Annotated in this window: 23 protein-coding genes, 1 pseudogene and 2 riboswitches; of the genes and pseudogenes, 16 read left to right on the top strand and 8 right to left on the bottom strand. The window is 70.3% G+C overall.

Annotated elements, in window-relative coordinates:
• Positions 1–1,142: DUF222 domain-containing protein (locus ABZU72_RS27705; RefSeq protein WP_355021989.1), on the bottom strand; the 1,142-nt coding region annotated here is incomplete at its 3' end.
• 499 nt (positions 1,143–1,641) lie between these two features.
• On the opposite strand from ABZU72_RS27705, the gene kdgD reads away from it, so the two are divergent.
• From kdgD to ABZU72_RS27680, 5 genes are read left to right on the top strand one after another with little or no spacing between them, the layout of a single operon-like run.
• The gene (gene kdgD, locus ABZU72_RS27700; protein WP_355021988.1) at positions 1,642–2,556 is read left to right on the top strand and encodes a 5-dehydro-4-deoxyglucarate dehydratase; all 915 of its coding nucleotides are present in this window, start codon (positions 1,642–1,644) and stop codon (positions 2,554–2,556) included.
• A gap of 42 nt (positions 2,557–2,598) precedes the next feature.
• Positions 2,599–4,092: an aldehyde dehydrogenase (NADP(+)) gene (locus ABZU72_RS27695; protein WP_355021987.1), complete on the top strand. Its 1,494-nt coding sequence runs from the start codon at positions 2,599–2,601 to the stop codon at positions 4,090–4,092.
• Positions 4,089–5,414: an enolase C-terminal domain-like protein gene (locus ABZU72_RS27690; RefSeq protein WP_355021986.1), complete on the top strand. Its 1,326-nt coding sequence runs from the start codon at positions 4,089–4,091 to the stop codon at positions 5,412–5,414. The genes ABZU72_RS27695 and ABZU72_RS27690 overlap by 4 nt, the downstream gene beginning before the upstream one ends.
• A 7-nt stretch (positions 5,415–5,421) precedes the next feature.
• Positions 5,422–6,216: a sulfite exporter TauE/SafE family protein gene (locus tag ABZU72_RS27685; RefSeq protein WP_355021985.1), complete on the top strand. Its 795-nt coding sequence runs from the start codon at positions 5,422–5,424 to the stop codon at positions 6,214–6,216.
• Between the two features lie 60 nt (positions 6,217–6,276).
• On the top strand, positions 6,277–7,113 hold the full coding sequence (locus tag ABZU72_RS27680; protein ID WP_355021984.1) for an ion transporter: 837 nt from the start codon (positions 6,277–6,279) through the stop codon (positions 7,111–7,113).
• Here the strand turns inward: ABZU72_RS27680 and ABZU72_RS27675 are convergent.
• Complete coding sequence (locus ABZU72_RS27675; protein WP_355021983.1) at positions 7,099–8,265, bottom strand: ABC transporter substrate-binding protein; 1,167 nt, start codon at positions 8,263–8,265, stop codon at positions 7,099–7,101. The genes ABZU72_RS27680 and ABZU72_RS27675 overlap by 15 nt on opposite strands.
• Before the next feature lie 103 nt (positions 8,266–8,368).
• Positions 8,369–8,574, top strand: a riboswitch (cobalamin riboswitch).
• A 55-nt stretch (positions 8,575–8,629) separates the two neighbouring features.
• On the opposite strand from ABZU72_RS27675, the pseudogene ABZU72_RS27670 reads away from it, so the two are divergent.
• From ABZU72_RS27670 to ABZU72_RS27645, 6 genes and pseudogenes are all read left to right on the top strand, one after another.
• Positions 8,630–8,818 (top strand): annotated as a pseudogene (locus ABZU72_RS27670) (nitrite reductase); the annotation flags it as partial.
• A gap of 645 nt (positions 8,819–9,463) precedes the next feature.
• Positions 9,464–10,117 carry a precorrin-8X methylmutase gene (locus tag ABZU72_RS27665; RefSeq protein WP_355021990.1) on the top strand — a complete coding sequence of 218 codons (654 nt, stop codon included), beginning with the start codon at positions 9,464–9,466 and terminating at the stop codon, positions 10,115–10,117.
• Positions 10,114–11,664: a precorrin-3B C(17)-methyltransferase gene (cobJ, locus tag ABZU72_RS27660; RefSeq protein ID WP_355021982.1), complete on the top strand. Its 1,551-nt coding sequence runs from the start codon at positions 10,114–10,116 to the stop codon at positions 11,662–11,664. The genes ABZU72_RS27665 and cobJ overlap by 4 nt, the downstream gene beginning before the upstream one ends.
• A 115-nt stretch (positions 11,665–11,779) precedes the next feature.
• Entirely contained in the window at positions 11,780–12,520 is a 741-nt protein-coding gene (gene cobM / locus ABZU72_RS27655; protein ID WP_355021981.1) for a precorrin-4 C(11)-methyltransferase, read from the top strand.
• Positions 12,520–13,137: a 5,6-dimethylbenzimidazole synthase gene (gene bluB / locus ABZU72_RS27650; RefSeq protein WP_355021980.1), complete on the top strand. Its 618-nt coding sequence runs from the start codon at positions 12,520–12,522 to the stop codon at positions 13,135–13,137. Before cobM ends, bluB begins: the two co-directional genes overlap by 1 nt.
• A 17-nt stretch (positions 13,138–13,154) precedes the next feature.
• Positions 13,155–13,790: an HAD-IA family hydrolase gene (locus ABZU72_RS27645; protein ID WP_355021979.1), complete on the top strand. Its 636-nt coding sequence runs from the start codon at positions 13,155–13,157 to the stop codon at positions 13,788–13,790.
• A gap of 60 nt (positions 13,791–13,850) precedes the next feature.
• Here ABZU72_RS27645 and ABZU72_RS27640 read toward each other — a convergent pair whose 3' ends face one another.
• Positions 13,851–14,267, bottom strand: coding sequence for a hypothetical protein (locus ABZU72_RS27640; RefSeq protein ID WP_355021978.1), 417 nt, complete (start codon positions 14,265–14,267; stop codon positions 13,851–13,853).
• A 255-nt stretch (positions 14,268–14,522) separates the two neighbouring features.
• Between ABZU72_RS27640 and ABZU72_RS27635 the strand changes: the two genes are divergently transcribed.
• Complete coding sequence (locus tag ABZU72_RS27635; protein ID WP_355021977.1) at positions 14,523–14,759, top strand: hypothetical protein; 237 nt, start codon at positions 14,523–14,525, stop codon at positions 14,757–14,759.
• Between the two features lie 4 nt (positions 14,760–14,763).
• Here the strand turns inward: ABZU72_RS27635 and ABZU72_RS27630 are convergent, their stop codons facing one another.
• The 4 genes from ABZU72_RS27630 to ABZU72_RS27615 form a co-directional block, all read right to left on the bottom strand.
• Complete coding sequence (locus tag ABZU72_RS27630) at positions 14,764–15,978, bottom strand: hypothetical protein (RefSeq protein ID WP_355021976.1); 1,215 nt, start codon at positions 15,976–15,978, stop codon at positions 14,764–14,766.
• A 167-nt stretch (positions 15,979–16,145) separates the two neighbouring features.
• Complete coding sequence (locus ABZU72_RS27625) at positions 16,146–16,766, bottom strand: hypothetical protein (RefSeq protein WP_355021975.1); 621 nt, start codon at positions 16,764–16,766, stop codon at positions 16,146–16,148.
• Positions 16,767–16,869: 103 nt separating this feature from the next.
• Positions 16,870–17,490: a hypothetical protein gene (locus ABZU72_RS27620; RefSeq protein ID WP_355021974.1), complete on the bottom strand. Its 621-nt coding sequence runs from the start codon at positions 17,488–17,490 to the stop codon at positions 16,870–16,872.
• 41 nt (positions 17,491–17,531) lie between these two features.
• Positions 17,532–18,245, bottom strand: coding sequence for a hypothetical protein (locus tag ABZU72_RS27615; RefSeq protein WP_355021973.1), 714 nt, complete (start codon positions 18,243–18,245; stop codon positions 17,532–17,534).
• Positions 18,246–18,665: 420 nt separating this feature from the next.
• Between ABZU72_RS27615 and ABZU72_RS27610 the strand changes: the two genes are divergently transcribed.
• Positions 18,666–19,787, top strand: a complete 1,122-nt coding sequence (locus tag ABZU72_RS27610) for a helix-turn-helix domain-containing protein (protein ID WP_355021972.1) — start codon at positions 18,666–18,668, stop codon at positions 19,785–19,787.
• A gap of 2 nt (positions 19,788–19,789) precedes the next feature.
• On the opposite strand, the gene cbiE is transcribed toward ABZU72_RS27610, so the two are convergent.
• Entirely contained in the window at positions 19,790–20,974 is a 1,185-nt protein-coding gene (gene cbiE, locus ABZU72_RS27605) for a precorrin-6y C5,15-methyltransferase (decarboxylating) subunit CbiE (RefSeq protein WP_355021971.1), read from the bottom strand.
• 62 nt (positions 20,975–21,036) lie between these two features.
• A riboswitch (cobalamin riboswitch) is annotated at positions 21,037–21,178 on the top strand.
• Positions 21,179–21,203: 25 nt separating this feature from the next.
• Between cbiE and ABZU72_RS27600 the strand changes: the two genes are divergently transcribed.
• The 3 genes from ABZU72_RS27600 to ABZU72_RS27590 are packed head-to-tail and all read left to right on the top strand — an operon-like array spanning position 21,204 to position 26,667.
• Positions 21,204–23,300 (top strand): magnesium chelatase subunit D family protein, encoded by a 2,097-nt coding sequence (locus ABZU72_RS27600; protein ID WP_355021970.1) that lies wholly within the window; start codon positions 21,204–21,206, stop codon positions 23,298–23,300.
• Entirely contained in the window at positions 23,300–23,914 is a 615-nt protein-coding gene (gene cobO, locus ABZU72_RS27595) for a cob(I)yrinic acid a,c-diamide adenosyltransferase (RefSeq protein WP_355021969.1), read from the top strand. The genes ABZU72_RS27600 and cobO overlap by 1 nt, the downstream gene beginning before the upstream one ends.
• Positions 23,908–26,667, top strand: a complete 2,760-nt coding sequence (locus tag ABZU72_RS27590; protein WP_355021968.1) for a cobyrinate a,c-diamide synthase — start codon at positions 23,908–23,910, stop codon at positions 26,665–26,667. The genes cobO and ABZU72_RS27590 overlap by 7 nt, the downstream gene beginning before the upstream one ends.
• The last annotated feature ends 76 nt before the right edge of the window (positions 26,668–26,743 follow it).

The raw sequence follows: 26,743 nt of genomic DNA, 5'->3' as shown, positions 1-26,743 counted from the left end.
CCGCCTTCGGACCAGGGTTTGAGGTGGTGGGCTTCGGTCCAGGCTGCTGGGGCGTCGCAGTCTTCGGCTTGGCAGCACTTGTCTCGTAGCCGGAGGGCGCGGTGTTGGATTGGATACGCCAACCGGGCGGTGCGGCCGAAGTCGAGGATCTCGGAGTTGGTGCCCAGCACCACCGGGACGAGGTCTGCGTTGCAGGCCATTCGTCGGGCTTCGGCGGCGGTGATCTGCTCGCCGTCGAAGCCGAGGGCTGCGGTGCCGAGGTCGTTGCGGAGGTCGTCCACGTTCATGGTGATGAACATCGTGGTGCCGTGGCCGCCGTGCCTGGGGAGTTGGTCGACGTCGTAGGTCTCGATGACGCGGGCGAAGGCCTGGCCCAGCAGACGGTCGTAGGGGGCTTTGCGGCCCTTGTCCTCGGCGGACAGCTTCCGGGGCTGGGCCAGGGAGTCCAGCTGGGTGCGCAGCCGCATCCCGATGGCGCGGGAGACGCGGGCGTGGATGTCGATGGTGCCGTCGCCGTTGTCGCGGGGGGAGAAGAACGTGCGCCGCTGGGCGTGCTCCTCCTCTCGCTGCAAAGCCTTGGCTTCAGCGGCTTCGAATCGTTCGGGGTCGATCTCGCTCAGGATCCGTCGGCCGACGATCTTCAACTCGTTCGCCGTCAACTGGCTGGCGTAGTCGACCAGGAGCTTCTCCGCGAGGATCAGGTCCTCGGCGCTGGCGGCCGGATCGGTCTCGATCTGGTCGAGGGCTTGGGTGATCAGTCTTGCCTTGTCCTGGGACAGGACGCCTTCAGCGAGGCCGGCGGCCACTAGGGCGTGCTTCGCGACCCCGGCTGCCAGCTTGATCTGCGAGCGCGCCACTGCCTTGTCTACCAGCAGCTCGGTCCGCATCCACCCGGAGGTGTCCTTGGCGCCGGTCTCTTCGGCGATATCGCCGGCAGACGCCAGCACCCGCAACTTCAACGCAGTCTGTTGGGCCTGGAGCTTCTCCAGTCGCTCCAGCAGGTCCTTCTTCTGCCCGGTGCGCCAGTAGGCGGGGTCGGTGGCGAGGAGGTCTTGGAGGGCGGTCTCGATGGCCTTCAAGGCGGCGTCGATCGCGTCGCCGGGGTTGGTTCCCCAGGGGTCGATCTCGCGGCCGAGACTCATCGCCGTCCCTCCCCTTCAAAGAGGTGTTGTGATGGGTCTGATTCTACGCCTCCAGCCCTTCCCTGGCCATCTATTTTCCCAGGTCAACCGCCGTTTTCGCGGCGAGCGAACGACCTCGCTTCTGTGGATGGTAAGTGGCCCGAAGGGCCACCCTTCCGCCCCCTCAACCTCACCTGTCCCAAACAAGAATCCGCTGCGCCACACCCGGGCCGCCGCCCCGATAGCCAGCCAAATCTTTCTCGACGGGCCCCGGTGTCAAGGACCGCGAAGCGGCCGGCGAAGCCGGCGGCCGAAGGCCGTCCTTGACTCCGGGGTCTGGCGAGAAGACCCTCAAGAACGGGTCGGCGGCCCCGCCAGCCCCGAAGAACCCGCCTGCCTTCGATGCCCCCACAGCATCACGAGATTCAAATTCGGGCTTGGACAAGCATCATCGAACGTTCATAACGTGATGGTCACCACCTTCCCCCTCAGCACACCCAACATCTGAAGGACGTGACTCGTGACCGAGTACAGCCCGACCGACCTGGCCGCCCAGCTCAAGAGCGGGCTTCTCTCGTTCCCGGTCACCCACTTCACGGAGGACCTCCAGGTCGACGAGGAGGGCTACCGGAAGCACCTGAGCTGGCTGGCCGAGTACCCGGTGGCCGGGCTCTTCGCGGCCGGCGGCACGGGGGAGGGCTTCTCGCTGAACGCGGAGGAGACCGACCAGGTCGTACGGGCCGCGGTCGAGGAGGTTGCGGGGGCCGTGCCGGTGCTGGCGCCGGCGACGGGCAGCACGGCGAACGCGGTCGCGCAGGCGAAGGCGGCGGAGGCCGCGGGCGCCGACGGGATCCTGCTGATGCCGCCGTACCTCACCGAGGCCGGGCAGGCAGGGCTCGTCGAGCATGCCAGCCGCGTGTGCGAGGCGACCGGGCTCGGCGTGATCGTCTACAGCCGTGCCAACGCGGTGCTGCGGGACGAGGCCGTCGACCAGCTCGCCGAGCGCAACCCGACCCTGATCGGCTTCAAGGACGGCGTCGGCAACATCGAGCAGATGACGCGCACCTACGCCCGGGTCGGCGACCGGCTGATCTACATCGGTGGCCTGCCCACGGCGGAGACGTACGCACTGCCGCTGCTCCAGCTCGGCGTGAGCACGTACTCCTCGGCGCTGTTCAACTTCGCGCCGAAGTGGGCGGTCGAGTTCTACGACGCCGTGCGTGCCCAGGATCGTGACGAGGTCTACCGTCGTCTCAACGAGTTCGTGATCCCCTACCTCGACATCCGCGACCGCACGGCCGGCTACGCCGTGTCGATCGTCAAGGGTGGTCTGGCCGCGATCGGCCGGCCCGCCGGCCCGGTCCGCCCGCCGCTGACCGACCTGCGCGAGGACGAGATCGACGAGCTGCGCGAACTGATCGCCCGGATCGCCTGACGCCGATCAGGCCCTGAGAGACCGACCCGATAGGAAGGGAACATGAGCCACCGCTCGATCATCGCCGGAGCCGACTCCGAGCAGCCCGACGTCACTGCCGCCACGAGCGCCGCGGCCGAGGCCTTCGCCGGCTACCGCGCCACCTCCCCCGAGGCCCGGGCGGACTTCCTCGAAGCCGTCGCCGCCGAGATCGAGGCGGCCCGCGCCGAGATCGTCGAGGCCGCTGTCGCCGAGTCGCACCTGCCCGAGGGCCGGATCAGCGGCGAGGTCGGCCGCACCACCGGCCAGCTCCGGATGTTCGCCGGCGTCGTGCGGCGCGGTGACCACCTGGGCGTACGCATCGACCCGGCCCTCCCGGACCGGACCCCGCTCCCGCGGGCCGACATCCGTCAGCGCCAGATCGCGCTGGGCCCGGTGGCGGTCTTCGGCGCCAGCAACTTCCCGCTCGCCTTCTCCACCGCCGGCGGCGACACCGCCTCGGCGCTGGCCGCGGGCTGCCCCGTGGTGGTCAAGGGCCACCCTGCCCACCCGCTCACCGGCTATCTGGTCGCCCAGGCCATCACCCGCGCGGTCGAGAAGGCCGGGCTGCACGCCGGCACCTTCTCCTTCCTCCTCGACACCGACTTCAAGGGCGGCATCGAGCTCGGCCAGGCCCTGGTCGTCGACCCGCGGATCAAGGCCGTCGGCTTCACCGGCTCCCGCGGCGGCGGGCTGGCGATCGTCGCGGCCGCGGCGGCCCGCCCCGAGCCGATCCCGGTCTACGCCGAGATGTCCTCGATCAACCCCGTCGTCGTCCTCCCCGGGGCGCTCGATGGTGAGGTCGACGCGCTCGCGACGGCGTACGTCGGCTCGCTGACCCTCGGCTCCGGCCAGTTCTGCACCAACCCCGGCCTGCTCTTCCTCCCGAAGAGCGAGGCGGGCGACGCCTTCCTGGCCGCCGCCGGTCGAGCCACGGCCGAGGCCGTCGGCGCGACCATGCTGACCTCCGGCATCGCCGCCGCCTACGAGAAGGGCACCGCCGCGCTCCGCGCCACCGACGGTGTGACCGTCGTCGGCGAGGGCACCGCCGGTGACACCGACGCCCCCGCGCCCCAGATCGTCGAGGCCGCCCGTCTCGCAGGCGTGACCGACGAGGTCTTCGGCGCCTCCGGGGTCGTGGTCCGCTTCGACACCGTCGAGGAGCTGCTGCCCAGCCTGGACTCCCTCGAGGGCCAGCTCACCGCGACGGTCCACGCCACCGACGCCGACAACGAGGCGGCCGCCCAGGTCGTCTCCGCGCTCGAGCTCAAGGCCGGACGGATCCTCTTCAACGGCTGGCCCACGGGCGTCGAGGTCGGCCACGCGATGGTCCACGGCGGCCCGTACCCGGCCACCTCCGACTCCCGCAGCACCTCGGTCGGCAGCCTCGCGATCGAGCGCTTCCAGCGCCCGGTCGCCTACCAGGACGTACCGACCGCCGTCCTCCCGGAGGCCGTACGCGACGACAACCCGTGGCACCTCGCCCGCCGGATCGACGGCGAGCTGCAGCTGCCATGACCAACACGACCATCGCAAAGGTCGAGGTCGTGCCCGTCGCGGGCCACGACTCGATGCTGCTCAACCTCAGCGGTGCGCACGCGCCGTTCTTCACCCGCAACATCGCGATCCTCACCGACTCCGAGGGACGCGAGGGTGTCGGCGAGGTCCCCGGCGGCGAGCCGATCCGGCGCACCATCGAAGAGGCCGCCGAGCTGCTCGTCGGCCAGCCCGTCACCCGCTACCGCAGCCTGCTGCGGCAGGTCGCGGAGCGGTTCGCCGACCGCGACGCCGGCGGCCGCGGAGCCCAGACCTTCGACCTGCGTACGACCGTCCACGCCGTCACCGCGCTGGAGTCCGCGCTCCTCGATCTCGCAGGTCAGGAGCAGGGTGTACCGGTTGCCGAGCTGCTCGGCGACGGGCAGCAGCGCGCCTCGGTGCCGATGCTCGGCTACCTCTTCTACGTCGGTGACCCCGACAAGACCGACCTGCCCTACCTCCGCGAGCCCGACGGCGCCGACGACTGGGATCGCGTCCGGCGGGAGGTCGCGCTGACCCCCGAGGCGGTCGTACGTCTGGCCGAGGCAGCCCAGGCCCGCTACGGCTTCGCCGACTTCAAGCTCAAGGGCGGCGTCCTCGCCGGTGAGGAGGAGGTCGCCGCGGTGACCGCTCTCCACGAGCGCTTCCCCGACGCCCGGATCACCCTGGACCCCAACGGTGGCTGGCTGCTCGCCGACGCGGTCCGGCTGCTGAAGGGCAAGGACGACGTGCTCGCGTACGCCGAGGACCCCTGTGGTGCCGAGGGCGGCTACTCGGGCCGCGAGATCATGGCCGAGTTCAAGCGCGCCACCGGGCTGCGTACCGCGACCAACATGATCGCGACCGACTGGCGCCAGATGTCCCACGCGATCCGCACCAACGCCGTCGACATCCCGCTGGCCGACCCGCACTTCTGGACCATGTCGGGCTCGGTCCGCGTCGCCCAGATGTGCCACGACTTCGGGCTGACCTGGGGCTCCCACTCCAACAACCACTTCGACGTCTCGCTGGCCATGTTCACCCACGTCGGCGCCGCCGCGCCGGGGGAGATCACCGCGCTGGACACCCACTGGATCTGGCAGGACGGCCAGGGTCTGACCGAGTCGCCGCTGGAGATCCGCGACGGTGCCGTCGCGGTGCCGACCGCCCCAGGTCTCGGGATCCGGCTCGACCGCGATCGGGTCGCGGCCGCCCACGAGCTCTACCTCGAGCACGGGCTCGGCGTACGCGACGACGGCGTCGCCATGCAGTACCTGGTGTCGGGGTGGACCTTCGATCCCAAGCGCCCGTGCCTGGTTCGTTGACGGCCCGGTGAGCGCCGAGCTCGCCTGGCTCCTGCTCGCCGGCATCGGCGCGGGACTGACCGGCTCGGTGGCCGGTCTTGCCTCGCTGGTCAGCTACCCCTCCCTGCTGGCCGCGGGGCTGCCGCCGGTCGTCGCCAACGTCACCAACACGGTGGCCATGTTCGGCGTCACCGGCGGCACCGTCGCCGGCTCGCGCCGCGAGCTGCGCGGCCAGGGCAGAAGGATCGCCTGGCTGGCCCTGGCCTCCTTCCTCGGCGGCGGGGTCGGCGCAGCCCTGCTGCTCACCACGCCGGCCGAGGCGTTCGAGACGGTGGTGCCCTGGCTCGTCGGCGGCGGAGCGGTGCTCCTGCTGCTCCGCGACCGGATCCGGTCCTGGGCAGCCGCCCGCGCCGCCGCGCGGCCGCCACGGCAGGACTCGTCAACAGGCGTCGAGGGGCGACGTATGCTCGCCCGCGGGTTCGGCTGGGGCGTCATCGTGTTCGTGCTCGGCATCTACGGCGGCTACTTCGGCGCCGGCGTCGGGATCATCGCACTGGCTGTCCTGGTGCTCGAGCGCACCGAGGCCCTGGCGATCACCAACGCGGTCAAGAACGTCGCCACCGGCGTCGCCAACGGCACCGCGGCGATCGCGTACGTCTTCTTCGCTCCCGTGGACTGGCCCGCCGCGATCGCCCTCGGATCGGGAGCCGTGATCGGCGGCTTCCTGGGGCCCGCGATCGTCAGGGTCGCGCCCGAGCGCCCGCTGCGCTGGCTGGTCGGTCTGGCCGGCCTAGGTCTCGCCCTGCACCTCGCCACAACCTGACCCCGACTCGGCCCGATAGGCTCCGGCCGCTGTCACGGGTCATAGGAGGACGAAGCGTTCATGGGTTCGAGCAACATCTCGGTGCGCGCCCGGGTGCGTGCGCTGGTCGAGGACGACCTCTTCCAGAAGACGATCATCGGGGTGATCATCCTCAACGCGGTGGTCCTCGGGGTGGAGACGATGGTCCCCGAACACCTCGCCCACGAGCTGGCGCTGCTCGACAGCGTGCTCCTCGGTGTCTTCGTCGTCGAGCTGGTGCTTCGGCTGGTGGCGTACGGACCGAAGTTCTTCCGAGACCCGTGGAACATCTTCGACACCGTGATCGTCGCGATCGCGCTGGTGCCGGCGACCGGACCGATGTCGGTGCTGCGGGCGCTGCGGATCCTGCGCGTGCTGCGCCTGGTCAACTCGGTCCCGTCCATGCGCCGCGTCGTCGACGGCCTGATCGCGGCGATGCCCGGGATGGGCTCGGTCGCGGCGCTGCTGGGGCTGATGATGTACGTCGCGGTGGTCATCTCGACCAACCTCTACAGCTCGATCGCGCCGGAGTACTTCGGCGACCTCGGCACCAGCGCGTTCACGCTGTTCCAGACCATGACCGGGGAGGCCTGGCCCGACATCGCCCGTGAGGTCATGGCCGAGGACCCCTCCGCCTGGATCTTCTTCGTCGTCTTCATCCTGGTGATGACCTTCGCGGTCCTCAACCTCTTCCTCGCCGTGGTCGTCTCCGGCATGGAGAGCGTCGAGACTCTCGCCGAGCACGAGGAGGAGACCGACGCCGAGATGATGGCCATCCTCACCTCGTTGCGCGAGGACCTCACCGCCGTACGCGAGGAGTTGGCCGCGACCCGGGCGGAGCTGCGGTCGGACTCAGATCTGGACTCAGCTGCCCGCTGAGGTGATCTCCTGCAGGACCACGTTGCGGGGGCCGTCGGCGGTGCCCTTGACCACCCGCAGGAAGTAGGGCTGGTCGGGGTTGTGGTTCGGGTCGAAGGTCCAGTTCCCGCGGGGGCTGACGATGGTGCCGACCGAGCCGAGGGAGTCGGCGATCTCGTTGCGGTTGACGTCGTCGGAGAGGTCGAGCGCCTTGTCGAGCGCGGCCGCGGCGTCGTAGGCCTGCACCGAGTAGACCGTCGGGGTGGCGTCGTACGCCTTGCGGTAGTCCTTCACGAAGGCGTCGTTCATCAGCGAGTCCATCGCATCGCTGTAGTGCAGCGCGGTGCGTACGCCGGACGCGGTGCTGCCCAGCGCGGACAGCACGTCGCCCTCGGTGAGGAAGCCCGGGCCGTAGAGTCTGGTGCTCTTGGCCAGCCCGGACTCGCGGTACTGCCTCACGAACGCCTCCGCCTCCTTGCCGGCATAGGCGGCGAAGATCGCGTCCGCGCCCGAGTCCTTCGCCTTGTCGAAGAGGCCCGACCACTCCTCGGTCACGCCGGCCGGGGTGTAGCTCTGACCCGCCACGCTGCTGCCAGCCGCCTCCAGGGCGATCATGAAGCTGTCGGAGAACTCGTGACCGGCCGCGTCGTCGGAGCCGATGACGTACGCCGTGCCTCGGTCGGTCTCCTGGGCGACCGCCTTCCCGAGGGCGCCGCCGATGTCAGAGTTGGTGGAGGACGTACGCCACAGGTAGTCGGAGCCGTCGGTGAGCTGGTCGGCGCCGGCGCCGGTCACGATCAGCGGCGTCTCGCTGTTGTTCGCGACGTCCTTGGCCGCGAGCGCCGTCTCCGAGCTCACCAACCCGACGACCGCCTGGACCTCGTCGTCCTGGATCAGCCTGGTCACCGCGGCGACGCCGGTCTCGGCCCGGTCGCCCTCGTCGGCGTCGACGACGTCGATCAGCCGGCCGCCGAGCTTCCCGCCGTGCTGGTCGAGGTAGAGGTCGAAGCCTCGTGACATGTCGGTGCCGATCGACTTGTGGACGCCGGAGGTCGGCACCACCAGACCGATCGAGACCTTCGCCTCCGAGGTCGTGGCGCAGGCTGTCAAACCGAGCGCGAGCGCCGGGATGGGCGCGAGAACGAAGCGTTGCCGGCGAGCCGAGCCTGTCACGGGAGACTCCATCTGTGGGGGTGGCCTCGGGAGATTTCGAGTAGCCGAACACTGGCACAGACCGCGGCCGGGCGGTGAGCAATTCGGCGCCGTGTCCGCAAGTCGGTAGTCTCGCCCTGCCAGTCGTACTCCATGCCTGATGGGGTCAGGGAACCCGGTGAAAGTCCGGGACTGACGCGCAGCGGTGAGGATGACGGGCGGGGCACGCCCTCCTTCCGGGGAGGGCAGCCACTGGAGCCTGGCTCCGGGAAGGCGCTCCGTTCCGATCGATTCCGAGTCCGAAGACCTGCTGGCTCTGGCGGCGCCCGCCGCCAGGTCACCACGTGCCCCGCGCAAGGGCACATGACGCAGAGCAGGTGTCCTGATGGCGCGAGTCCGAACCGACCGGTGCCCCGGAGTCGGTCGTCCATGGGCGGCCGAGGACGGCCTGCTGGTGCGGCTGCGCCTGATCGGCGGGTCCGTCTCGTCCGCCGCGCTGCTCTCGCTGATCTCCGTGGCGGAGACCTACGGCGACGGGCGGATCTATCTCACCGGTCGCGCCAACCTGCAGGTGCGCGGCCTGCCGAGTCTCGACGGCGGGCTGCCCGGCGAGGTGCTCACCGCGCTGAAGGCGACCGGTCTGGTTCCGGCGCAGACCCACGAGCTCGTACGCAACGTGATGGTCTCTCCGCAGACCGGGCTCGCCGGGGGCCGCGCCGACCTGCGCGGCGTCGCGGCGTCGCTGGACCGGCTGCTGTGCGCCTCGCCGCGGCTGGCCGCGCTGCCGGGGCGGTTCCTCTTCGTGCTCGACGACGGTCGCGGCGACCTGGTCTCGCGGGAGTGCGACCTCGGGCTGGTGGCGCTCTCCGCCGTCGAGGGTCAGCTCCGGGTCGGTGACTCGTGGGGGCCCGTCGTACCGCTCACCGAGGCCGCGTCCCGGCTGGTCGCGCTCGCCTCGCGCTTCTTGGACGTACGCGGCGAGGGGCCGTCCGCGCCCTGGCACGTCGCCGAGCTGGACGCACCGATGGTCGAGCCGGTCGCGGCCGACGATCGGGTCCCGGCCGAGGCCGAGGAGCTCGGCTTCGGGCAGGTGCCCGGTGGCGAGCACGTCGCCGCCCCGGACGGAGCCCTGGACCGGGCCGCGGTCTCGGCTCTTGCGGAGCGGGCGCCGGCGGTGGTGGTGACGCCGTGGCGCGGCGTACTCGTGCCTTCGCCGCAGGTGCGCCCTCCTCGGCGCTACGACTACATCGACCAGGGGCCGGCGATCTACGTCGACTCCTTCGCGACCATCCGGCGCGAGGCCGACCTCTCCGCCGTGCCCGCCGACGCCGAGCGGCTCGCGGTGCGGATGATTCACGGCAGCGGGCAGGTCGACCTCGCCTCCGACCTGGTCATCCACCCCGATCTGGTGAAGGCCGCTAGGGGCGCGCTGGAGGCCGGGGCGCCGATCCTGTGCGACGCGACGATGGTCGCCACCGGGGTCACCCGCAGCCGGCTCCCGCGCGACAACGAGGTGCTCTGCATGCTCGGCGACGACCGGGTCCCGGCGCTCGCCCGGGAGTGGGCGACGACCCGTACCGCCGCCGCGCTGTCGCTGTGGGAGCCCTACCTCGAGGGTGCGGTGGTCGCCATCGGCAACGCCCCGACGGCCCTCTTCCACCTGCTCGAGATGATCCTCGACGGCGGTCCGCGGCCGGCGGCGATCGTCGGCTGCCCGGTCGGCTTCATCGGCGCGGCCGAGTCCAAGGAGGCGCTGGCCGCCTTCGCCGACGAGCACGGGATCGACATCCCCTTCGTCACCGTCCGGGGCCGCCGCGGCGGCTCCGCGATGACCTCCTCCGCCCTCAACGCACTCGCCCAGGAGCAGGAATGAGCACGGATGTACGCGGGCGGTTCACCGTTGTCGGCATCGGTCCCGGCGATCCCGAGCTGATCACCCTCAAGGCCGCCCGGCTGATCGGCGCGGCCCCGGTGATCGCCTACCACGCCGGGGTGCGCAAGCAGTCGCACGCTCGCCGGATCGCGTCCTCGCTGATCCCTGCGGAGGCGATCGAGGAGGAGCTGCGCTACCCGGTCACCACCGGCACCACCTCGCACCCGGGCGGCTATGTCGGGGCGATGGCCGAGTTCTACGAGTCCTGCGCGGTCCGGCTCTCCGCTCACCTCGACGCCGGCCGCGACGTGGTCCTGCTCGCCGAGGGCGACCCGCTCTTCTACGGCTCCTCGATGTATCTCCACGACCGGTTCAAGGAGGTCTACGAGACCTCCGTCGTGCCGGGCGTCCCCGCCTTCGCGGCCGCCACCGCCGCGGTCTCCACCCCGCTGGTGCGCCAGACCGACGTCCTCACCGTCCTGCCCGGCACCCTGCCCGAGCCCGAGCTCGCCCGTCGCCTGGCCGACACCGAGGCCGCGATCATCATGAAGCTCGGCCGGACCTTCCCCGCGGTCCGTTCCGCGCTCGCGGCCGCCGGGCGACTCGAGGGTGCCTGGTACGTCGAGCGTGCCTCGCAGCCCGAGGAGCGCTGGCTGCCGGTGGCCGACGTGGACCCGTCCTCCGTGCCGTACTTCTCCCTCATTGTGGTGCCTGGAGACACGGCTCCTGCACCTGCCGCGGCACGGATGCGGCAAGAGCTCCCCGCGGTCGAGCCTGTCGAGGTGACGCGCGGGGGCGTCTCGACGGGCTCGACCAGCGGGGAAGTCCTGGTCGTCGGGCTCGGGCCCGGGCCGGATGGGTGGCTGACGCCGGAGGTCAGCTCGGCGCTGGCCGAGGTGGGCCACGTCGTCGGCTATGCGCCCTACGTCAACCGGGTGCCGCAACGCGAAGGGCTGCGGCGGCACGCGTCGGGCAACACCGTCGAGGTCGACCGGGCCCGGCACGCCCTGGACCTGGCGCTCGCGGGGGAGCGGGTCGCCGTCGTCTCCGGCGGTGACGCCGGTGTCTTCGGGATGGCGTCCGCCGTGTTCGAGGCTGCCGAGGATCCAGCCTATGCCGGCGTACGCGTCCGGGTGCTGCCCGGGGTCAGCGCCGTCCAGGCGGTCGCCGCGCGGGCGGGCGCCCCGGTCGGGGCCGACTTCGCGGTGATGTCCCTCTCCGACCGGCTCAAGCCGTGGTCCGTCGTCGAGGACCGGCTGCGCGCGGTCGCGGCCGCCGACCTCGTGCTGGCCATCTACAACCCGGCCTCGCGCTCGCGCACCGAGCAGATCGGCACCGCCCGCGACGTTCTCCTGGAGCACCGCAAGCCCGACACCGTCGTGGTCGTCGGCCGCGACGTCGGGCGCGCGGAGGAGTCGCTGACCGTGACCACCCTCGGTGACCTCGATCCGGCCTCGATCGACATGAAGTGCCTGGTCATCGTGGGGGCTAGCTCGACCCGGGTCACTGGGACGGGGCAGGTCTGGACGCCGAGGTATGTCCGATGAGGGGCTGTTCCTTCGTCAAGGTATGCAGCCGAAGGCTCACATCCCTCGCGGAGCTCCGCGAGGGATGTGCACCTTGCCCTGCATACCTTGACCAAGGAACCGAGAGGCGAGCCCGATGACCGTCCACTTCGTCGGCGCCGGCCCCGGCGCGGCCGACCTGCTCACCGTCCGCGCGACGAGGATGCTCGCGGCGGCTGACGTGGTGCTCTATCCGGGCACCTACCTGGACCCCGAGGTGCTGGCGCACTGCAGCCCCGAGGCCGAGCTGGTCGACACCCAGAAGCTGGACCTGGACCAGATCGTCAGCGCGATCGTCGCCGCACACCGCGAGGGCAAGCAGGTCGTACGCCTCGTCTCCGGCGACCCCTCGGTCTACTCGGCCGTCGCTGAGCAGACCCGGCGGCTCGATGCCGCCGAGGTGCCGTGGGACGTGACGCCCGGAGTGCCGGCCTACGCGGCGGCGGCCGCGCTCGTGGGCAGGGAGCTCACCGTCCCGCTGGTGGCGCAGTCGGTCGTCCTCACCCGGACCCAGGCCCGGTCGACCGCCATGCCGGAGGGGGAGTCGCTGGCCGCGTACGCGGCGACCGGAGCCACGCTCGTGCTCCACCTGGCGATCCGGCGCACCCGCGAGCTGATGGCCGAACTGCTGCCCTACTACGGTCCGCAGTGCCCGGTCGTGGTCGTCTACCGCGCCAGCCAGCCCGACGAGCTCGTGCTGCGCGGGACCGTCTCGACGATCGCCGACGCGGTCGAGGAAGCAGAGCTGCGACAGGCGGCCGTGATCCTCGCCGGGCCCGCACTGGCCCGCGACGGCGGCGAGTCGTTCCTCTACGACGCGGCCAGGGAGCGTGCCTGATGGATCTGTACGACGCGATCAACCGCCGTCGCGACACCCGTGCGGAGTTCACCGGCGAGCCGGTTGCTCCCGAGGTGCTCGAGCGGGTGCTGTCGGCCGCGCACGCCGCCCCGAGCGTCGGGATGACCCAGCCCTGGGACTTCGTGCTGGTGCGCTCGCCCGAGAGGCTGTCGGCCTTCCGTGAGCACGTCGCCACCGAGCGAGAGGTCTTCGCCTCCTCGCTGGCGGGGGAGCGCTCCGAGACCTTCTCGAAGATCAAGATCGAGGGGATCTGCGAGTCCGGGCTCGGCGTGGTCGTCGGCTACGACCCGACTCGCGGCGGCTCGGCGGTCCTCGGCCGCCACGCGATCGCCGACGCCGGTCTCTACTCGACCGTCCTCGCCATCCAGAACCTCTGGCTCGCCGCCACCGCCGAGGGCCTCGGCGTCGGCTGGGTCAGCTTCTACCGCGAGGAGTTCCTGCGCGACCTGGTCGGCCTGCCCGACCACGTACGTCCCGTCGCCTGGCTCTGCGTCGGCGCCGTCGCCGACCTCCCCGACGTCCCCGACCTGGAGCGTTTCGGCTGGCGCCACCGCTCCGCGCTCTCGACGGTGGTGCACGAGGAGAGGTTTGGGTAGTCCGTCAGGATCAGGTCGTGAAGAAGTACGTCCTCTTCGATCATGACGGTGTTCTGGTGGACACCGAGCTCTGGTACTTCAAGGCCGGCGAACGAGCGTTGGCGGAGATCGGTGTGGCGCTGGATCAGGAGCGATATCTCCGCGACATGAGCCAGGGGCTGGGCACCTGGACCCAGGCTCGGGCGGCCGGTGTCGACGAGCCGGTCATCGACAGGCAGCGTGAGGCGCGGGACGCCTACTACCAGGAGTATCTGCGGACCGAGGCGATCGAGATCGACGGAGTTGTCGACGCGCTCGCCGACCTGTCGCAGTACGTCCGGATGGCCATCGTGACCACGGCGAAGCGGGCCGACTTCGACCTCATCCACCAAGGGCGGCAGATCACCGGGTTCATGGACTTCGTGCTGGTCCGTGAGGACTACGACCGCTCCAAGCCGCACCCGGAGCCGTACTTGGCAGGGCTGAAGCGATTCGGTGCGACCCGTGACGAGACGCTCGTCGTCGAGGACTCGTCCCGAGGTCTCGCGTCGGCAGTTGCCGCGGGCATCGACTGTGCGGTCGTACGCAACAGCTTCACCGCGACCCAGGACCTCTCGCGGGCAACTCATCGGATCGACGCCTTGGCCGAGCTCGCGAGCATCGTCCGCGGGTAGTGCTCTCGAGCCACTGTGATCGGGGAAGCTCTGCCCGTGGGTGGTGCGTGTGACGGGCGATCACGGATTCGTGATCGTCAGACCGGTGATGGTCCAGCTGCCGCTCATGCTGACGGTGTGACCCTGCTCGAAGCCGAGGATCGGGCAGATGAAGCCTGTCGGGGTGTCGGTGACGACCAGGGAGGACCCGGTTGACGTGAACACCCCGGTCGCGTCATCGAAGACGCCGCTCACGGCACCGGCGATGTTGAACGCGCAGTCGGCGGCCTGGACGAACAGCGCCACGTTGGTGAATGCGGCGGGCGAGACCGAGCCGACCTCGGGTCCTGTGATGGCGAACTGCCAGGCACCGATGGGGTCGAAGGTGGAATCGCCGATGATCGGGTTGGTGCAGCCGCCATGGACGACTTGGCCCCACGTCGTAGCGGGTGCCCCGAAGAGCCTGCTCGCGCCCGCATTGGGGATGGTCCCGGACATGTCGAAGTCTTCGCAGATGAACGTCTGGCCGGCCTCAACGAAGGTGAAGTCGACGTAATCTCCGGTGAGATCGACCAGGGGTCCGCCGTGTGGTGTGTAAGCGTCGACATCGGCCTGCGCCGGTGAGGACGTCGCTACGACGGTTGCATTGCGAGTGCCCCGGCCGCAAGAGCGGTGAGCACCCGACTGACGAGGTTCTTCATGGTTCTCCCTGGAGGTGCGGGGTTAGTACCGAGAGGTTCACGCAGTGGCCGCGTGAGGAACGGTGACGTGCAGCCCGAGGGCGTTGTCGGCTGGGTCAGCTGCTACCGCGACGAGTTCCTGCTCTTCCTGGTCGGCCTGCCCGACCACGTACGTCCCGTCGCCTGGCTCTGTGCCGGTCAGGTCGACGGCGTACCCGAGGTCCTCGATCTGGAGCGCTTCGGCTGGCGCCACCGCTCCGCCCTCTCCTCGGTGGTCCATGAGGAGAGGTACACAGCAGCGTTGCCCTGATCGGTCACTCACCCTCGCCGTCCGGCAGGGGTGGCCGCTCTGGCACCTCAGGTCCGGGCAGCGGGCACGAAGGTCTAGCTGGCGATCCGCTGCACATGCTGAGGTCTTCCAACGGAACTCGGTTGAAGGCGTTGATCTGGCCTTGGGTGGCACGCACTGGGTTGTTCGGGCCTGAAGCCATAGCACTTACCAGGGGGCTGAGATCATCACCGTTCGTGCCGCAGTTGGCAAAAGACGGAATGTCGATGCCCGTAGACGGCGGGATGGTGCGACCGTTGTCATTTCTATAGTAGGGGCTGTTCAACGGACCCCGTGAGCCCGGATGTAGTCCGTCATAAGCGCCCAAAGGACCGCCGTTGTTGGCGTTGTAGCTCCCGCGGGCAAAATCTCCCCAGAGATACAGCTCAGCCGGGTGTTTCGTCCGGCACCGCGGACCGAGATCGACCGGCACTCCGTCAACTTCAAGGTCACTGAGCTGGATGAAGACCTTGCCGTTCACTAGCGCGGACGCCCCTGGAATGTCGCTCGGCCGCGGAGCGCACCCCGACGCCGCAGCCGGCCTGGACCACAGATGGACCATCAACGGCTGGACCTTGCCGCCGACCGGCGGGACGGAAATCGTCAGCGTTGCTGTGGCAGGGATGGTGCCGAAGGCGACCAGGTTGACCTTGTCTTCGGTGACGATCCCCACCTCGGCACCACCGCCCTCGATTGGCTTGATCGGGTACATCGGGTGCCGAAAGTAGGACGTCGGCCACTGTGTACTTGGATCCTCTGTCGCGCACGACGGTTGGTAAAATGGGTCGGGGAGGCAGGCAACTTTTCTAACGCAACTTGGCCCTACGTATCCCGTCGGATTCTCGATCGGATTGTTGAACTCCCCGTAATACATGGCCGCCCAGATCGGACGAGCTGTGATGGACATCTTCGAGCGCCGAGCGACTGCGTTTTGTGAAGCGGTGACGGTGCCTTCGGTGATGCTGATCGACCGGGGGGTGGGAAGGTCGCTGAATCCCGGCAGGCCCGCGGCCGGGTCGTCCGCGATCAACGCCTTCAGTTCCGGTATCGGAGCTTTCACATTGCTCTTGGTGGCACTTTGCGGATCGACTTCGGGGTCGCCCGTGGCCGGACCGGTGGGGAGAGCCAGGAAGGTAGTTGCCAGCAATAGGACGCCGACGGTCGCTCGGCCGGCGCGTGCTCCGAGGCGGGGAATGCGCATGAAGAGTTCCTCACGGTGGTCGGGTCCGGCGAGGGGCCGTACGGGTGTCCGCCCCCAGTTAAGTCCTAGGGTGTGGCGCTCGCCACATGTTCGATGAGCGTTGGGCTCGGAATCGGCGAAAGTTGTCACGCGCGTGACAACTTCGCTCGACTCGTCAATCCGGATGATCAGGGATTGGTGATCGTCAGGCCGGTGATCGCCCAGGTGCCGCTCACGCTGATGGCATCGTCTTTCATGAAGCCGAGGATCGGACAGATGAATCCGGCAGGGTCGTCGGCGATCGTCATGGTCGACCCAGTGGGCGTGAACACGCCAGTGACGTCGTCAAGCGTGCCGGAAACGTCCCCAGCGACGTTGAACGAGCAGCCAGCGGCCGAAAGGAGGAAGCTCACATCAGCGAGCTTGGCGGGCGATACCGATCCGACCTCGGGCCCTGTGATCGTAAATCCCCAGGTCCCAATCGGGTCGAACGTGGTAGCGCCGAAGATATTGTTGAAGCAGCCGCCGTAGTCGAGTTGGTCCCATGTGGCGGCCATGGTCCCGAGCGGCCTGCTGAGATCGGCGCTGATCAGAGTGCCGTGCAAGTCGAACTGATCGCAGCTGAACGTCTGCCCGACAAACTCGTCAGTGAAGGCGATCTCGTTGCCGATGAAGGCGACGGCGGGTCCGCCGTGTGGTGTGTATGTGTCGGCAGCAGCGTGGGCGGGCAAGGACATCACCGCGGCCGTGGCGATAGTGAGCCATCCGGTGGCGAGACCAGTGAGGACGCGATTGATCAAGTTCTTCATCAACTTCTCCAGCGGAGGTGGGTTGGCGATGTCGGAAGGGGTCTGTGCCGATGGCAGTTGCCAACGACACAGACCCCGGATGGATCGGTTCAGCGCTGGTCGATCACGGGTTGGTGATGGTGAGACCGTTGGCCGTCCAGGTCCCGGCCACGGAGATGGACTGTCCCTGTCCGACACCCAGGATCGGGCAGATGAAGCCGACCGGGTTGTCTGAGATGGTCAGCGTTGACCCGGTGGGCGTGAACACCTGCGTGGAGTCGTTGAAGGTGCCGCTCACCTCGCCCGCGACGTTGAACGAGCAGCCGGCGGCCTCGACAAACGCGGTGACGCTGGTGAGCGTGGCCGGCGAGACCGAGCCGACCTCGGCTCCGTCGACCCTCACGCCCCAGGTACCAGTCGGGTCGACGGTGGTGTCACCGGCGATCGGGTTGGTGCAGCCGCTGGACGCGAGGTTGGGCAGCGTACCGGCGGCCTCCCCGAACTCCCGGGTCTGACCCGGGTCGATGATGTTGCCGGTGAGGTCGAACTGCTCACAGGTCAGCGTCTGGTCGGCCTCGACCGCGGTGAAGGACACGTTGTTCCCGACAAACGTGATCGGGTTCGTGCCGTTCGGGGTGTAGCCGGCGGCGGCGGCCTGGGCCGGCGCGGACATGGCCGCGACGGTCCCGACAGCGAGGGCTCCGGCAGCGAGACCGGTGAGCACGCGGCTGGTGATCTTCTTCATGATGTTTCTCCTTGTGTGGTGTTGTGTTGAACCCGAGAGGCTCACGCGGTGCCCGCGCGAGGATTGGCGATCTGCAGCTCGAGGGAGTTGTCGGTGCCCGGCACCAGGGCGTTGATCGGGATGGAGCCGAACCAGGGGAAGAAGCCGGGGATGTCGAAGAAGTTCAGCGCGGCACACCCGGTGAAGCTCCCGATCGTGTAGGTCGAGGTGACCCGGCCGCCGCCGTTGACGGTGAAGAACTCACCCTCAGGAGTGCTGGCGGTGATGGTGACCGGTTCGGAGGTGTGGCAGCGGCTGCCGACAGCCAATGGCCACCAGATGCCGAACACCTTGGCCTCGACGTCGCTGAGCTGGATGTCGTAGGCGACCGTCGAGGTGAGCGTCGACTTGCCCAGCTGGCTGGTGGGCACGATGGCGCCGGACAGTGACCCGACCTGGGTCATGGTGACCTTGGCTCGGGCCGGGATCCCGAAGATGTCGAAGCTCATCGTCTGGGTCGGGATGGCGAGGGATCCCCCGACGATGTGGCCGTTGGTGGTGTCGATGACTGACTTGAGCACCGAGGGCCCGATGGCCATCGACGAGTCGACCTGCGCACCGATGTGCGTCGTACCGACGGCGTCGTAGTCGACCTTGAGGGTCGGGTTCTCGACGGCTTGGGCAGCGGGTGCCCCCGTGAGCAGCGCGGTGGCCACGAGCGCGGCGAATGCTGTGGCGACCCACGTGCGGTGACGGGGTGGAGGCTTGGTTCTCACGTTTTCCCCTTGCGGTCCGGGATGGATGACGCCACCCATTGACGCGGCCGCTGCCGAGGGCTGGCAACCGCGATGCCGCCGCGAGGTCGGGGATCCCGCCAAAACTGTCAGGTTGGTGACAACTTCGACCCAGCACGGAAAAGTTGTGAGGACCGTCACAACTTTTCAGGGTTATCCGGGAGCGAACCTCTGCCGCTCTGGACGCGGGGTCCGGCCGAGCCCTTCACTGCAGGGGATGTCGTCCTTCGCGCGGCTCCCCAGGTCGCAGCGCAGCGAGGGACGAGTGCGGAGGAGAGTTGCGTGACGACGAGGACACGACCGACTACGGATACGTTCACGGGCCCGATCCCGAGAAGGCCCCGGCCAACGCTGCGAATCGACCTTTCGCCGCCGCCCGACGCGATCGCTCGGGAGATCGTGGTGGCCTACCGGCCCCGGGCCCGTGACCTGTCTCGCCGCATCGCCGGACGCATCTGCCGCGAGGTGGCCGCGTTCGGCGATCCACGGGTGCACGACGTCATCGAGGAGGCACTCGGCGAGGCGGTCTCCCTGTTCGTCGACGCGATGGCCGGTGCACCCGTACGTGGGGCGACCGTGGCCCACATCTATCGACGTCTGGGCAGCCTGGAGGGAAGGGCCGGCCACAACCTCGATGCGATGCGAGCGGCACACCACATCGCGACGCAGGAGTTCTGGCGGGAGATGTCGAAGATCGCCGGCGAGCTGGAGCTGCCGCTGGCGTCGGTGAGCTACCTCGCCGAGGCACTCATGGACTACCAGCACCAGCTCCTCGAGCACGCGATGCGGGGCTTCGCCGAGCCCGCTCCGCCGATCGATCCCCGGCTGCCGCTCTTCGCGGCGCTCGTCGGCGACGTACGAGCGGGCGACCTGCGTGCTCTGGCCAGCCGTGCCGGCTGGGCCATCACCGATCGGGTGGCCGTGGCGGTGATTCCGGGTGGACCGGTCTCCGCCCACCTCGGCGCGCCCACGGCACGTCTGCTCGCCGGCTCGAGCGAGGGTGCCATGGTCATGATCGGGGCCTCGGGCGAGGTACAGCTTCGGGCCAAAGCGGTGGTCGCTGAGACGAGCCGCCCGGTCGCGGTCACCTGGGAGGTACGACTCGACGACACCCGCCACGCCGTTCGGTGGGGCATGCGGGCCCTGGCCCTGGTCGCCGAGCAGGTCATCCGCGCTTCTGAGGACGGCATCGTGTGGTGTGCCGCGCACCAGTCGGAGCTGTGCCTGCACGCCGACCCGATGCTGCGCCGGTTCGCGGACGAACAGCTGCTGGCGCCGCTCATGGAGGAGACCCCGAAACGGCGCCTGGCGCTCGCCGAGACCATGTTGGTCTGGCTGCGTACCCGCCCCAGCGCCCCCGTCGTCGCCGAGCACCTCATGGTCCACGAGCAGACCGTGCGCCACCGGCTCAGGCGTATCAAAGACCTCTTCGGCGACCGTCTCAGTGACCCGTCAGAGACCGTCGGGCTGCTCGCGGCCCTCGAGTCGACCACCCCGCGGTGGCGCCGCGACCTCGCCGGCTGATCTCACCCGATGGAGTGGGTCCACTGTGTGACCGACCTGGCCGGGGCCCAACCGGTGAAGGTGCCGATCGGGGCGGAGGTCTCGACCGCGATCCGGGTGAGCTCTCCGCCGTGTGCCTGGTAGGCGGTGGCGAGGAGCTGCTCGGTCTCCAGGGTGACGCCGTGGACGACGATGCGGCCGCCGGGGCGGAGGGCTCGCAGACAGGCGTCGAGTACGCCGGGGCGGGTCGCGCCGCCGCCGATGAAGATCGCGTCGGGGGCAGGGAGGTCGGCCAGGGCATCGGGGGCGCGGCCCTCGACGACGGTCAGGCCGGGTACGCCGAGGTGGCTCGCGTTGCGGGCGATCCTGGCCGCTCGGTCTGGGTTGGCCTCGATCGCGGTCGTGGTGCAGGTGGGGTGGGCGCGCATCCACTCGATGCCCACCGAGCCTGCGCCTGCGCCGACGTCCCAGAGGTGCTGACCCGGGACCGGGGCGAGGCGGGCCAGCGCCGAGGCCCGAAGGTCGCGCTTGGTCAGCTGGCCGTCGTTCTCGAAGGCGTCATCGGGGAGGCCGGCAGCCCAGCCGAAGAGCGGTGCGCCTACGCACTCGATCGCCACGATGTTGAGCCGCGGCACCTCGCGGGCCCAGGCCGAGGCGGTCGCGGTCTGCATGCTCTCCGTCTCCGTTCCGAGTTCACCGAGGACCGTCAGAGATGAGGCGCCCAACCCGGCTGTGACCAGCAGGTTCGCGACCTGCCCAGGAGTGGACTCGTCCGAGGAGAGCGCCAGGATCCGGCGGCCGGGAGCGAGCTCGCGCGCGACCAGCGAGACGTCGCGGCCGACGAGGCTGACGACCGCGCACGACTCTGCGGGCCAGCGCATCCGGGCGCGGGCGAGGGCGACGGAGGAGACGGCCGGTTCGATGCGTACGTTCTCCCGACCGAGAAGCGAGATCAGGGTCGTTCCGATGCCGGAGACGAGCGGGTCGCCCGAGGCCAGCGCGACCGCGTCCCCGAGGCCGTCGATGAGCGCCGGGAGCCCCTCGCGCAGCGGTGACGGCCAGGGTTCGCGCCGCTGGCCGGGGACGTCCGGGACGAGGTCGAGATGGCGCTTGCCGCCGAGGAGGACGGCGGAGTCTCGGATCAGCTGCTGGTGACGTACGGGGATCTCGTCCCAACCTCCGGCACCGATGCCCACCACGACGATCATGAGGCCAGACGCTACAGTGGCCGCTCAGGCGCGAGGTGCCCCGACTGCCCAGTCATCGGCTCTGTCACAGGAGCTGGTGAGGACGGTGGGAAGGGAGAATCTGGGAAGCCGGTGAGAATCCGGCACAGGCCCGCTGCGGTGAACGAGCCCCCTCGTGGGGGGACTCGACAAGTCCGAAGACCGGCCCCGCGTCCATCCAATCCAAGCGATAGGGAGCGGGAGCCTCTCCATGCCGGTTCATTACCCATTTTCTGCCGTCCTCGGCTGCCAGGCCGATGACCTCGACGACATGGGCCTCGCGCTCGTGCTCACCACCATCTCCCCGGAGATCGGCGGGGTCCTGGTCCGTGGCGAGAAGGGGACCGCGAAGTCGACGGCCGTGCGCGGCCTGGCGGCCGTGCTGCCCTCGATCTCGGTCTACGCCGGGGATCGGTTCTCGATCGACCCGGCCGACCCGTCCGCGGAGTCGCCTGACGGGCCCTTCGGGTCCGCCGCCGTCGAGGAGAGCAGGCCCGTGCGCCTGGTCGAGCTCCCGGTAGGGGCGACCGAGGACCGGGTCGTCGGCTCGCTCCACCTGGAGAGCGCGCTGTCGCGTGGCGCGGTCGAGTTCGAGCCGGGACTGCTCGCGCGGGCTCACCGCGGCCTGCTCTACGTCGACGAGGTCAACCTGCTCCACGACCACCTCGTCGACCTCCTCCTGGACGCGGCGGCGATGGGGCGGGTCAGCGTCGAGCGGGACGGCGTCTCGGTCGAGCACGCCGCCCGGTTCGTGCTGATCGGCACGATGAACCCCGAGGAGGGCGAGCTGCGCCCGCAGCTCCTGGACCGCTTCGGGCTCACGGTCGAGGTCGCCGCGCCCCGGGATCCGGCGCTGCGCGCCGAGGTCGTACGCCGCCGGATGGCCTTCGACCTGGACGCTCCCGCGTTCGTCGAGCGCTATGAGGCCGCCGAGCGCGACCTGACCGCACGGGTCTCCACCGCGCGCGCCCTCGTCGGGAAGGTTCGGCTCACCGCTCCCGGGCTGCTCAAGATCGCCGAGGTCTGCGCGGCGTTCGAGGTCGACGGGCTGCGCGCCGACATCGTCACCGCCCGCACCGCGGTCGCGCACGCCGCCTGGGCCGGTCGCTCCGAGGTCACCCGCGAAGACATCCGCCGGGCTGCTCTGCTGGCGCTCCCGCATCGGCGCCGTCGCAACCCCTTCGACGCTCCCGGGCTCGATGAGGACCTGCTCGACCGCATCCTCGGCGACGAAGAGTTGCCGCCCGAGCCGCCGGAGGGAGGGCCTTCGGATGACTCGGAGGACAACTCGGGCGCCGAAGGTGACCGTGTTGGTCTCGACACGCCTCCGCCTAGCGGCTCCGGCGGCTCGACCAGCGATGAGGACGGCTCGACCGACCAGCAACCGCCGGTTGAGCCCGCGAGCGAAGCGAGCGCCCAACCGGATGGGCACAGTGAGACCAACACAGCCGGTTCCGCAGGCGAGTCCGTCACTGCCGCTGCCACCGCCTACCGCCCCCGCCTCCTGACCGTGACCGGCCTGGGCATGGGCCGCACCGGCGGCCGGAGCAAGGCGATCGGCAGCAGCGGCCGCCGGATCGGCGCCAGCGTGAGCACCCGCGGCTCGCTCCACCTCGTCGAGACGCTCAAGGCGGCCGCGGGCAAGCAGGGCGCCCGGGACCGTACGTCGGCGAAGGTGGAGTTGCGGATCGAGGATCTCCGCACCGCGGTCCGTGAGGGCCGGGAGGCCAACCTGGTGCTCTTCTGCGTGGACGCGTCCGGGTCGATGGCCGCGCGCAAGCGGATGGCGCAGGTGAAGGCCGCGGTCCTCTCGCTGCTGCTCGACGCCTACCGGCGCCGCGACAAGGTCGGGATGATCACGTTCCGGGGCGAGGGCGCCGAGCTGGTGCTGCCGCCGACCGGGTCGGTCGACCTCGCCGCGGCACGTCTCGACGAGGTGCCCGCCGGAGGACGTACGCCGCTGGCCGAAGGCCTCCTCGAGGCCGCCCGCGTGCTCCAGCGCGAGCACCTGCGCGACCCCGATCTGCGGCCGCTGCTGGTGGTCGTCACCGACGGTCGCGCCAACTCCAAGACCCACGGCAAGGAGGCCGTCCGACGTTCGCAGCAGGCCGCCGCGTACGTCGCCGGTCTGGGCGTCACCACCGTCGTCATCGACTCCGAGAGCGGGCCGATGCGGCTCGGGCTGGCTCGGCAGCTGGCCGACCACCTGGGTGCCGAGCACGTGCCGGTCGCCGAGGTGAGCGCCGAGGCGCTGACCTCCGCCGTCCACGGGTTCACCGGATCCACCATGGGAAGGGGCGCTGCCTGATGCCGAAGGGACAGCCGCTGAACGTACCCGACGACGGGCTCACCACCCGCCAGCGCCGCAACCGGCCCCTGGTGATGGTCCACACCGGCCCCGGCAAGGGGAAGTCGACCGCCGCCTTCGGGGTCGCGCTGCGAGGCTGGAACCAGGGCTGGCGGATCGGGGTCTTCCAGTTCGTGAAGTCGGCCAAGTGGCGCATCGGCGAACAGACCGTGCTCGAACGCCTCGGCAAGCTGCACGAGGAGACCGGCGAGGGCGGGCCGGTCGACTGGCACAAGATGGGCTCCGGCTGGTCCTGGAGCCGCAAGCAGGGTGACGCCGAGGACCACGCCGCGGACGCCGCCGAGGGCTGGGCCGAGATCAAGCGGTGCCTTGCCGCGGAGACGTACGACCTGCTCGTCCTCGACGAGTTCACCTACCCGATCAAGTGGGGCTGGGTCTCTGCCGACGAAGTGGCCTCGGTGCTCGCCGAGCGGCCGGGGCGACAGCACGTCGTGATCACCGGTCGCGACGCCGACCCCGCCCTGCTCGAGGTCGCGGACCTGGTCACCGAGATGACCAAGATCAAGCACCCGATGGACGCCGGCCAGAAGGGCCAGCGGGGCATCGAATGGTGACCCTGCCCCGGCTGGTCGTCGCTGCTCCCTCCACCGGCTCGGGCAAGACGACCATCGCCACCGGGCTGATGGCGGCGCTGCGTTCGGCAGGGCATGAGGTCAGCGGTCACAAGGTGGGGCCGGACTACATCGACCCGGGCTACCACGCGCTCGCCACCGGGCGTCCGGGCCGCAACCTCGACCCTCACCTGGTGGGGGAGTCGCGCGTCGTGCCGCTGCTTCTCCACGGTGCCGCCGGCGCGGACGTGGCGGTCGTCGAGGGCGTCATGGGCCTCTACGACGGCCGCCTCGGCACCGACGGGTTCGCCTCCACCGCCCACGTCGCGGCGCTGACCTCCTCGCCGGTGGTCCTGGTCCTCGACGTCGCCCGGATGTCCCGCTCCGCTGCCGCGATCGCCGCCGGGATGGCGGCCTTCGACCCGTCCGTACGCATCGGGGGAGTCGTGCTCAACCGCTGCTCCCCGGGGCGCAACGCCGAGGAGATCCGGCGCGCGCTGGAGCAGCTCGGGCTGCCTGTGCTCGGCATGCTCCCGCGCGACGAGTCGCTCGCCTCCCCGTCGCGCCACCTGGGCCTCGTACCGGTCGCCGAGCGTGACGAGTCGGTAGCGCTGATCGAGCGGCTGGGGGAGCAGGTCGCCGCCCACCTGGACCTGCCCGTCCTGCTGGAGGTCGCCCGGTCGGCTCCGGCGCTGGGCGGGGAACCCTGGGATCCGGTGGCGGCGATGCGCGAGAGCGACCGTGTTGGTTTCGACACGGCGTCGCTCGTACCTCACGACGCCGGCTCAACCAGCGCAACCGCTGGTCGACCGGTGGTCGCCGTCGCGGGTGGCAGGGCGTTCACGTTCCGCTACCCCGAGACCGAGGAGCTCCTGGAGGCGGCAGGCTGCGACGTACGCTCCTTCGACCCGCTCACCGATCCCGCGCTCCCTGAGGGGACGAGCGGGATCTACCTCGGCGGCGGCTTCCCGGAGATGTACGCCGCCGACCTCGCCGCCAACTGCAGCCTGCTCCGCGACCTCCGGGCCGCCGTCGAAGCCGGGATCCCGACGGTCGCCGAGTGCGCCGGGCTCCTCTATCTGGCCGAGTCCCTCGACGGCGTACCGATGGCCGGCGCCATCCCCGCCCACGCCGCCATGAGCGAGCGCCTGACCCTCCGCTACCCGGTCGCCACCGCCCCCTCCGACTCGCTCCTCACCCGCGCCGGCGAGCAGGTCACCGGCCACGAGTTCCACCGCACCACGACAACCCCTCCCGCTGGGACCCAGCCCGCCTGGTCGATCGAGACGGCACCTACGCCGGCCGAGACGGCACCTACGCCGGCCGAGACGGCACCTACGCCGGCCGAGACGTCAACTGCGTCGAGCGAGACGCCAGTTTTGGACGACGAGAGTCGAGTTTCGCGAGCCGCAACGGCCAACTCAGCCGCCGGAACTGCCAACTCGGCCGATGCAAGTGCCAACTCGGCCGACCCGACTGACGTCTCGGCCTCCACAAGTGCCGTCTCGGCAGGCGGGGGTGACGGTTCGGGGCTGGTGGGGTTTGCGTCGGACACGCTGCATGCGTCGTACCTGCATGTGCATTGGGCCGGTCATCCAAAGCTGGCGGCGCGTTTTGCAGCGGCGGTTCATGGTGCGACGCCGCACTTCCCCGCCATGGCGGGGAACGGCGGCGCGGTGAGCGCCGGTTCGGCCGCAGAATCCCGCCATGGCGGGGAAATGCCAGCCGCTGCGGACGGCCCGCTGACGGATCCGCTGCGGCACCACGGGGACGTCGAGGTGGGGGAGGGGCTGCTCGACTTCGCGGTGAACGTCTATCCCGGCGAGCGGCCGGAGTGGCTGGACCAGGCGCTCCACGAGTCGCTGTCGTCGGCGGCCTACCCGGACGAGGAGCCGGCACGGGCGGCGCTGGCGAAGCACCACGGCCGCGAGTGGGCGGAGGTGCTACCGACGGCGGGGGCGGCAGAGGCATTCACTCTGGTCGCCCGGGCGCGCCCCTGGCGGAACCCTGTCGTCGTCCACCCCCAGTTCACCGAGCCCCACGCGGCGCTCGAGCAGGCCGGGCACACGGTCACCGAGGTACGCGGCCGGGCCGAGGACGGGTTCGCCCTCGACCCGGCCGCGGTGCCCGATGACGCGGATCTGGTCGTCGTCGGCAACCCGACCAACCCCACGGGCGTACTCCACCCCGCCACCACCCTCCGCGCCCTCCTCCGTCCCGGCCGGCTGGTCGTGGTCGACGAGGCGTTCATGGATGCGGTTCCAGGCGAGCCCGAGACCCTCACTGCGGAGCGCACAGAGGGCCTGCTGGTCATCCGGAGCCTGACGAAGCACTGGTCGATCCCCGGCGTACGCGCCGGCTACGTCGTCGGCTACGCCGCCGCGATCAGCGACCTGGAGGCGGTGCGTACGCCGTGGTCGGTCTCGGCTACCGCGGCCGCCGCGATGCTCGCCTGCGCCACCGAGCGCGCCAGCGCCGAGGCCCGCGAGCGCGCGGAGCGGATCGCGTCCTGGCGCGACCATCTCGAGACCGGCCTACGGGACCAGCAGATCGAGTACGTCCCCTCGGCCGCCTCCTTCGTCCTGGCCTGCCCGGGCGCCGGAGTCCGTGAGGCCCTGCGTGATGACGGCATCGCCGTACGCCGCGCCGACACCTTCCCCGGCCTCGGCCCGGACTGGGTGCGGATCGCCGTACGTCCCCCCGAACTCACGGACGAGCTCCTCAACGCACTCGGCCGACTGCAGGCGAAGCGGTGACCCGTGAATCGGCCGCCGCACTTTCCCGCCATGGCGCGGAAAGTCGGGGGAGCACCAGCCCCCCCGGGCGCAAGAT

Source organism: Nocardioides sp. NPDC004968, from assembly GCF_040608935.1.
Lineage (GTDB): Bacteria > Actinomycetota > Actinomycetes > Propionibacteriales > Nocardioidaceae > Nocardioides.
This window is presented reverse-complemented; position numbering and strand designations above follow the sequence as displayed.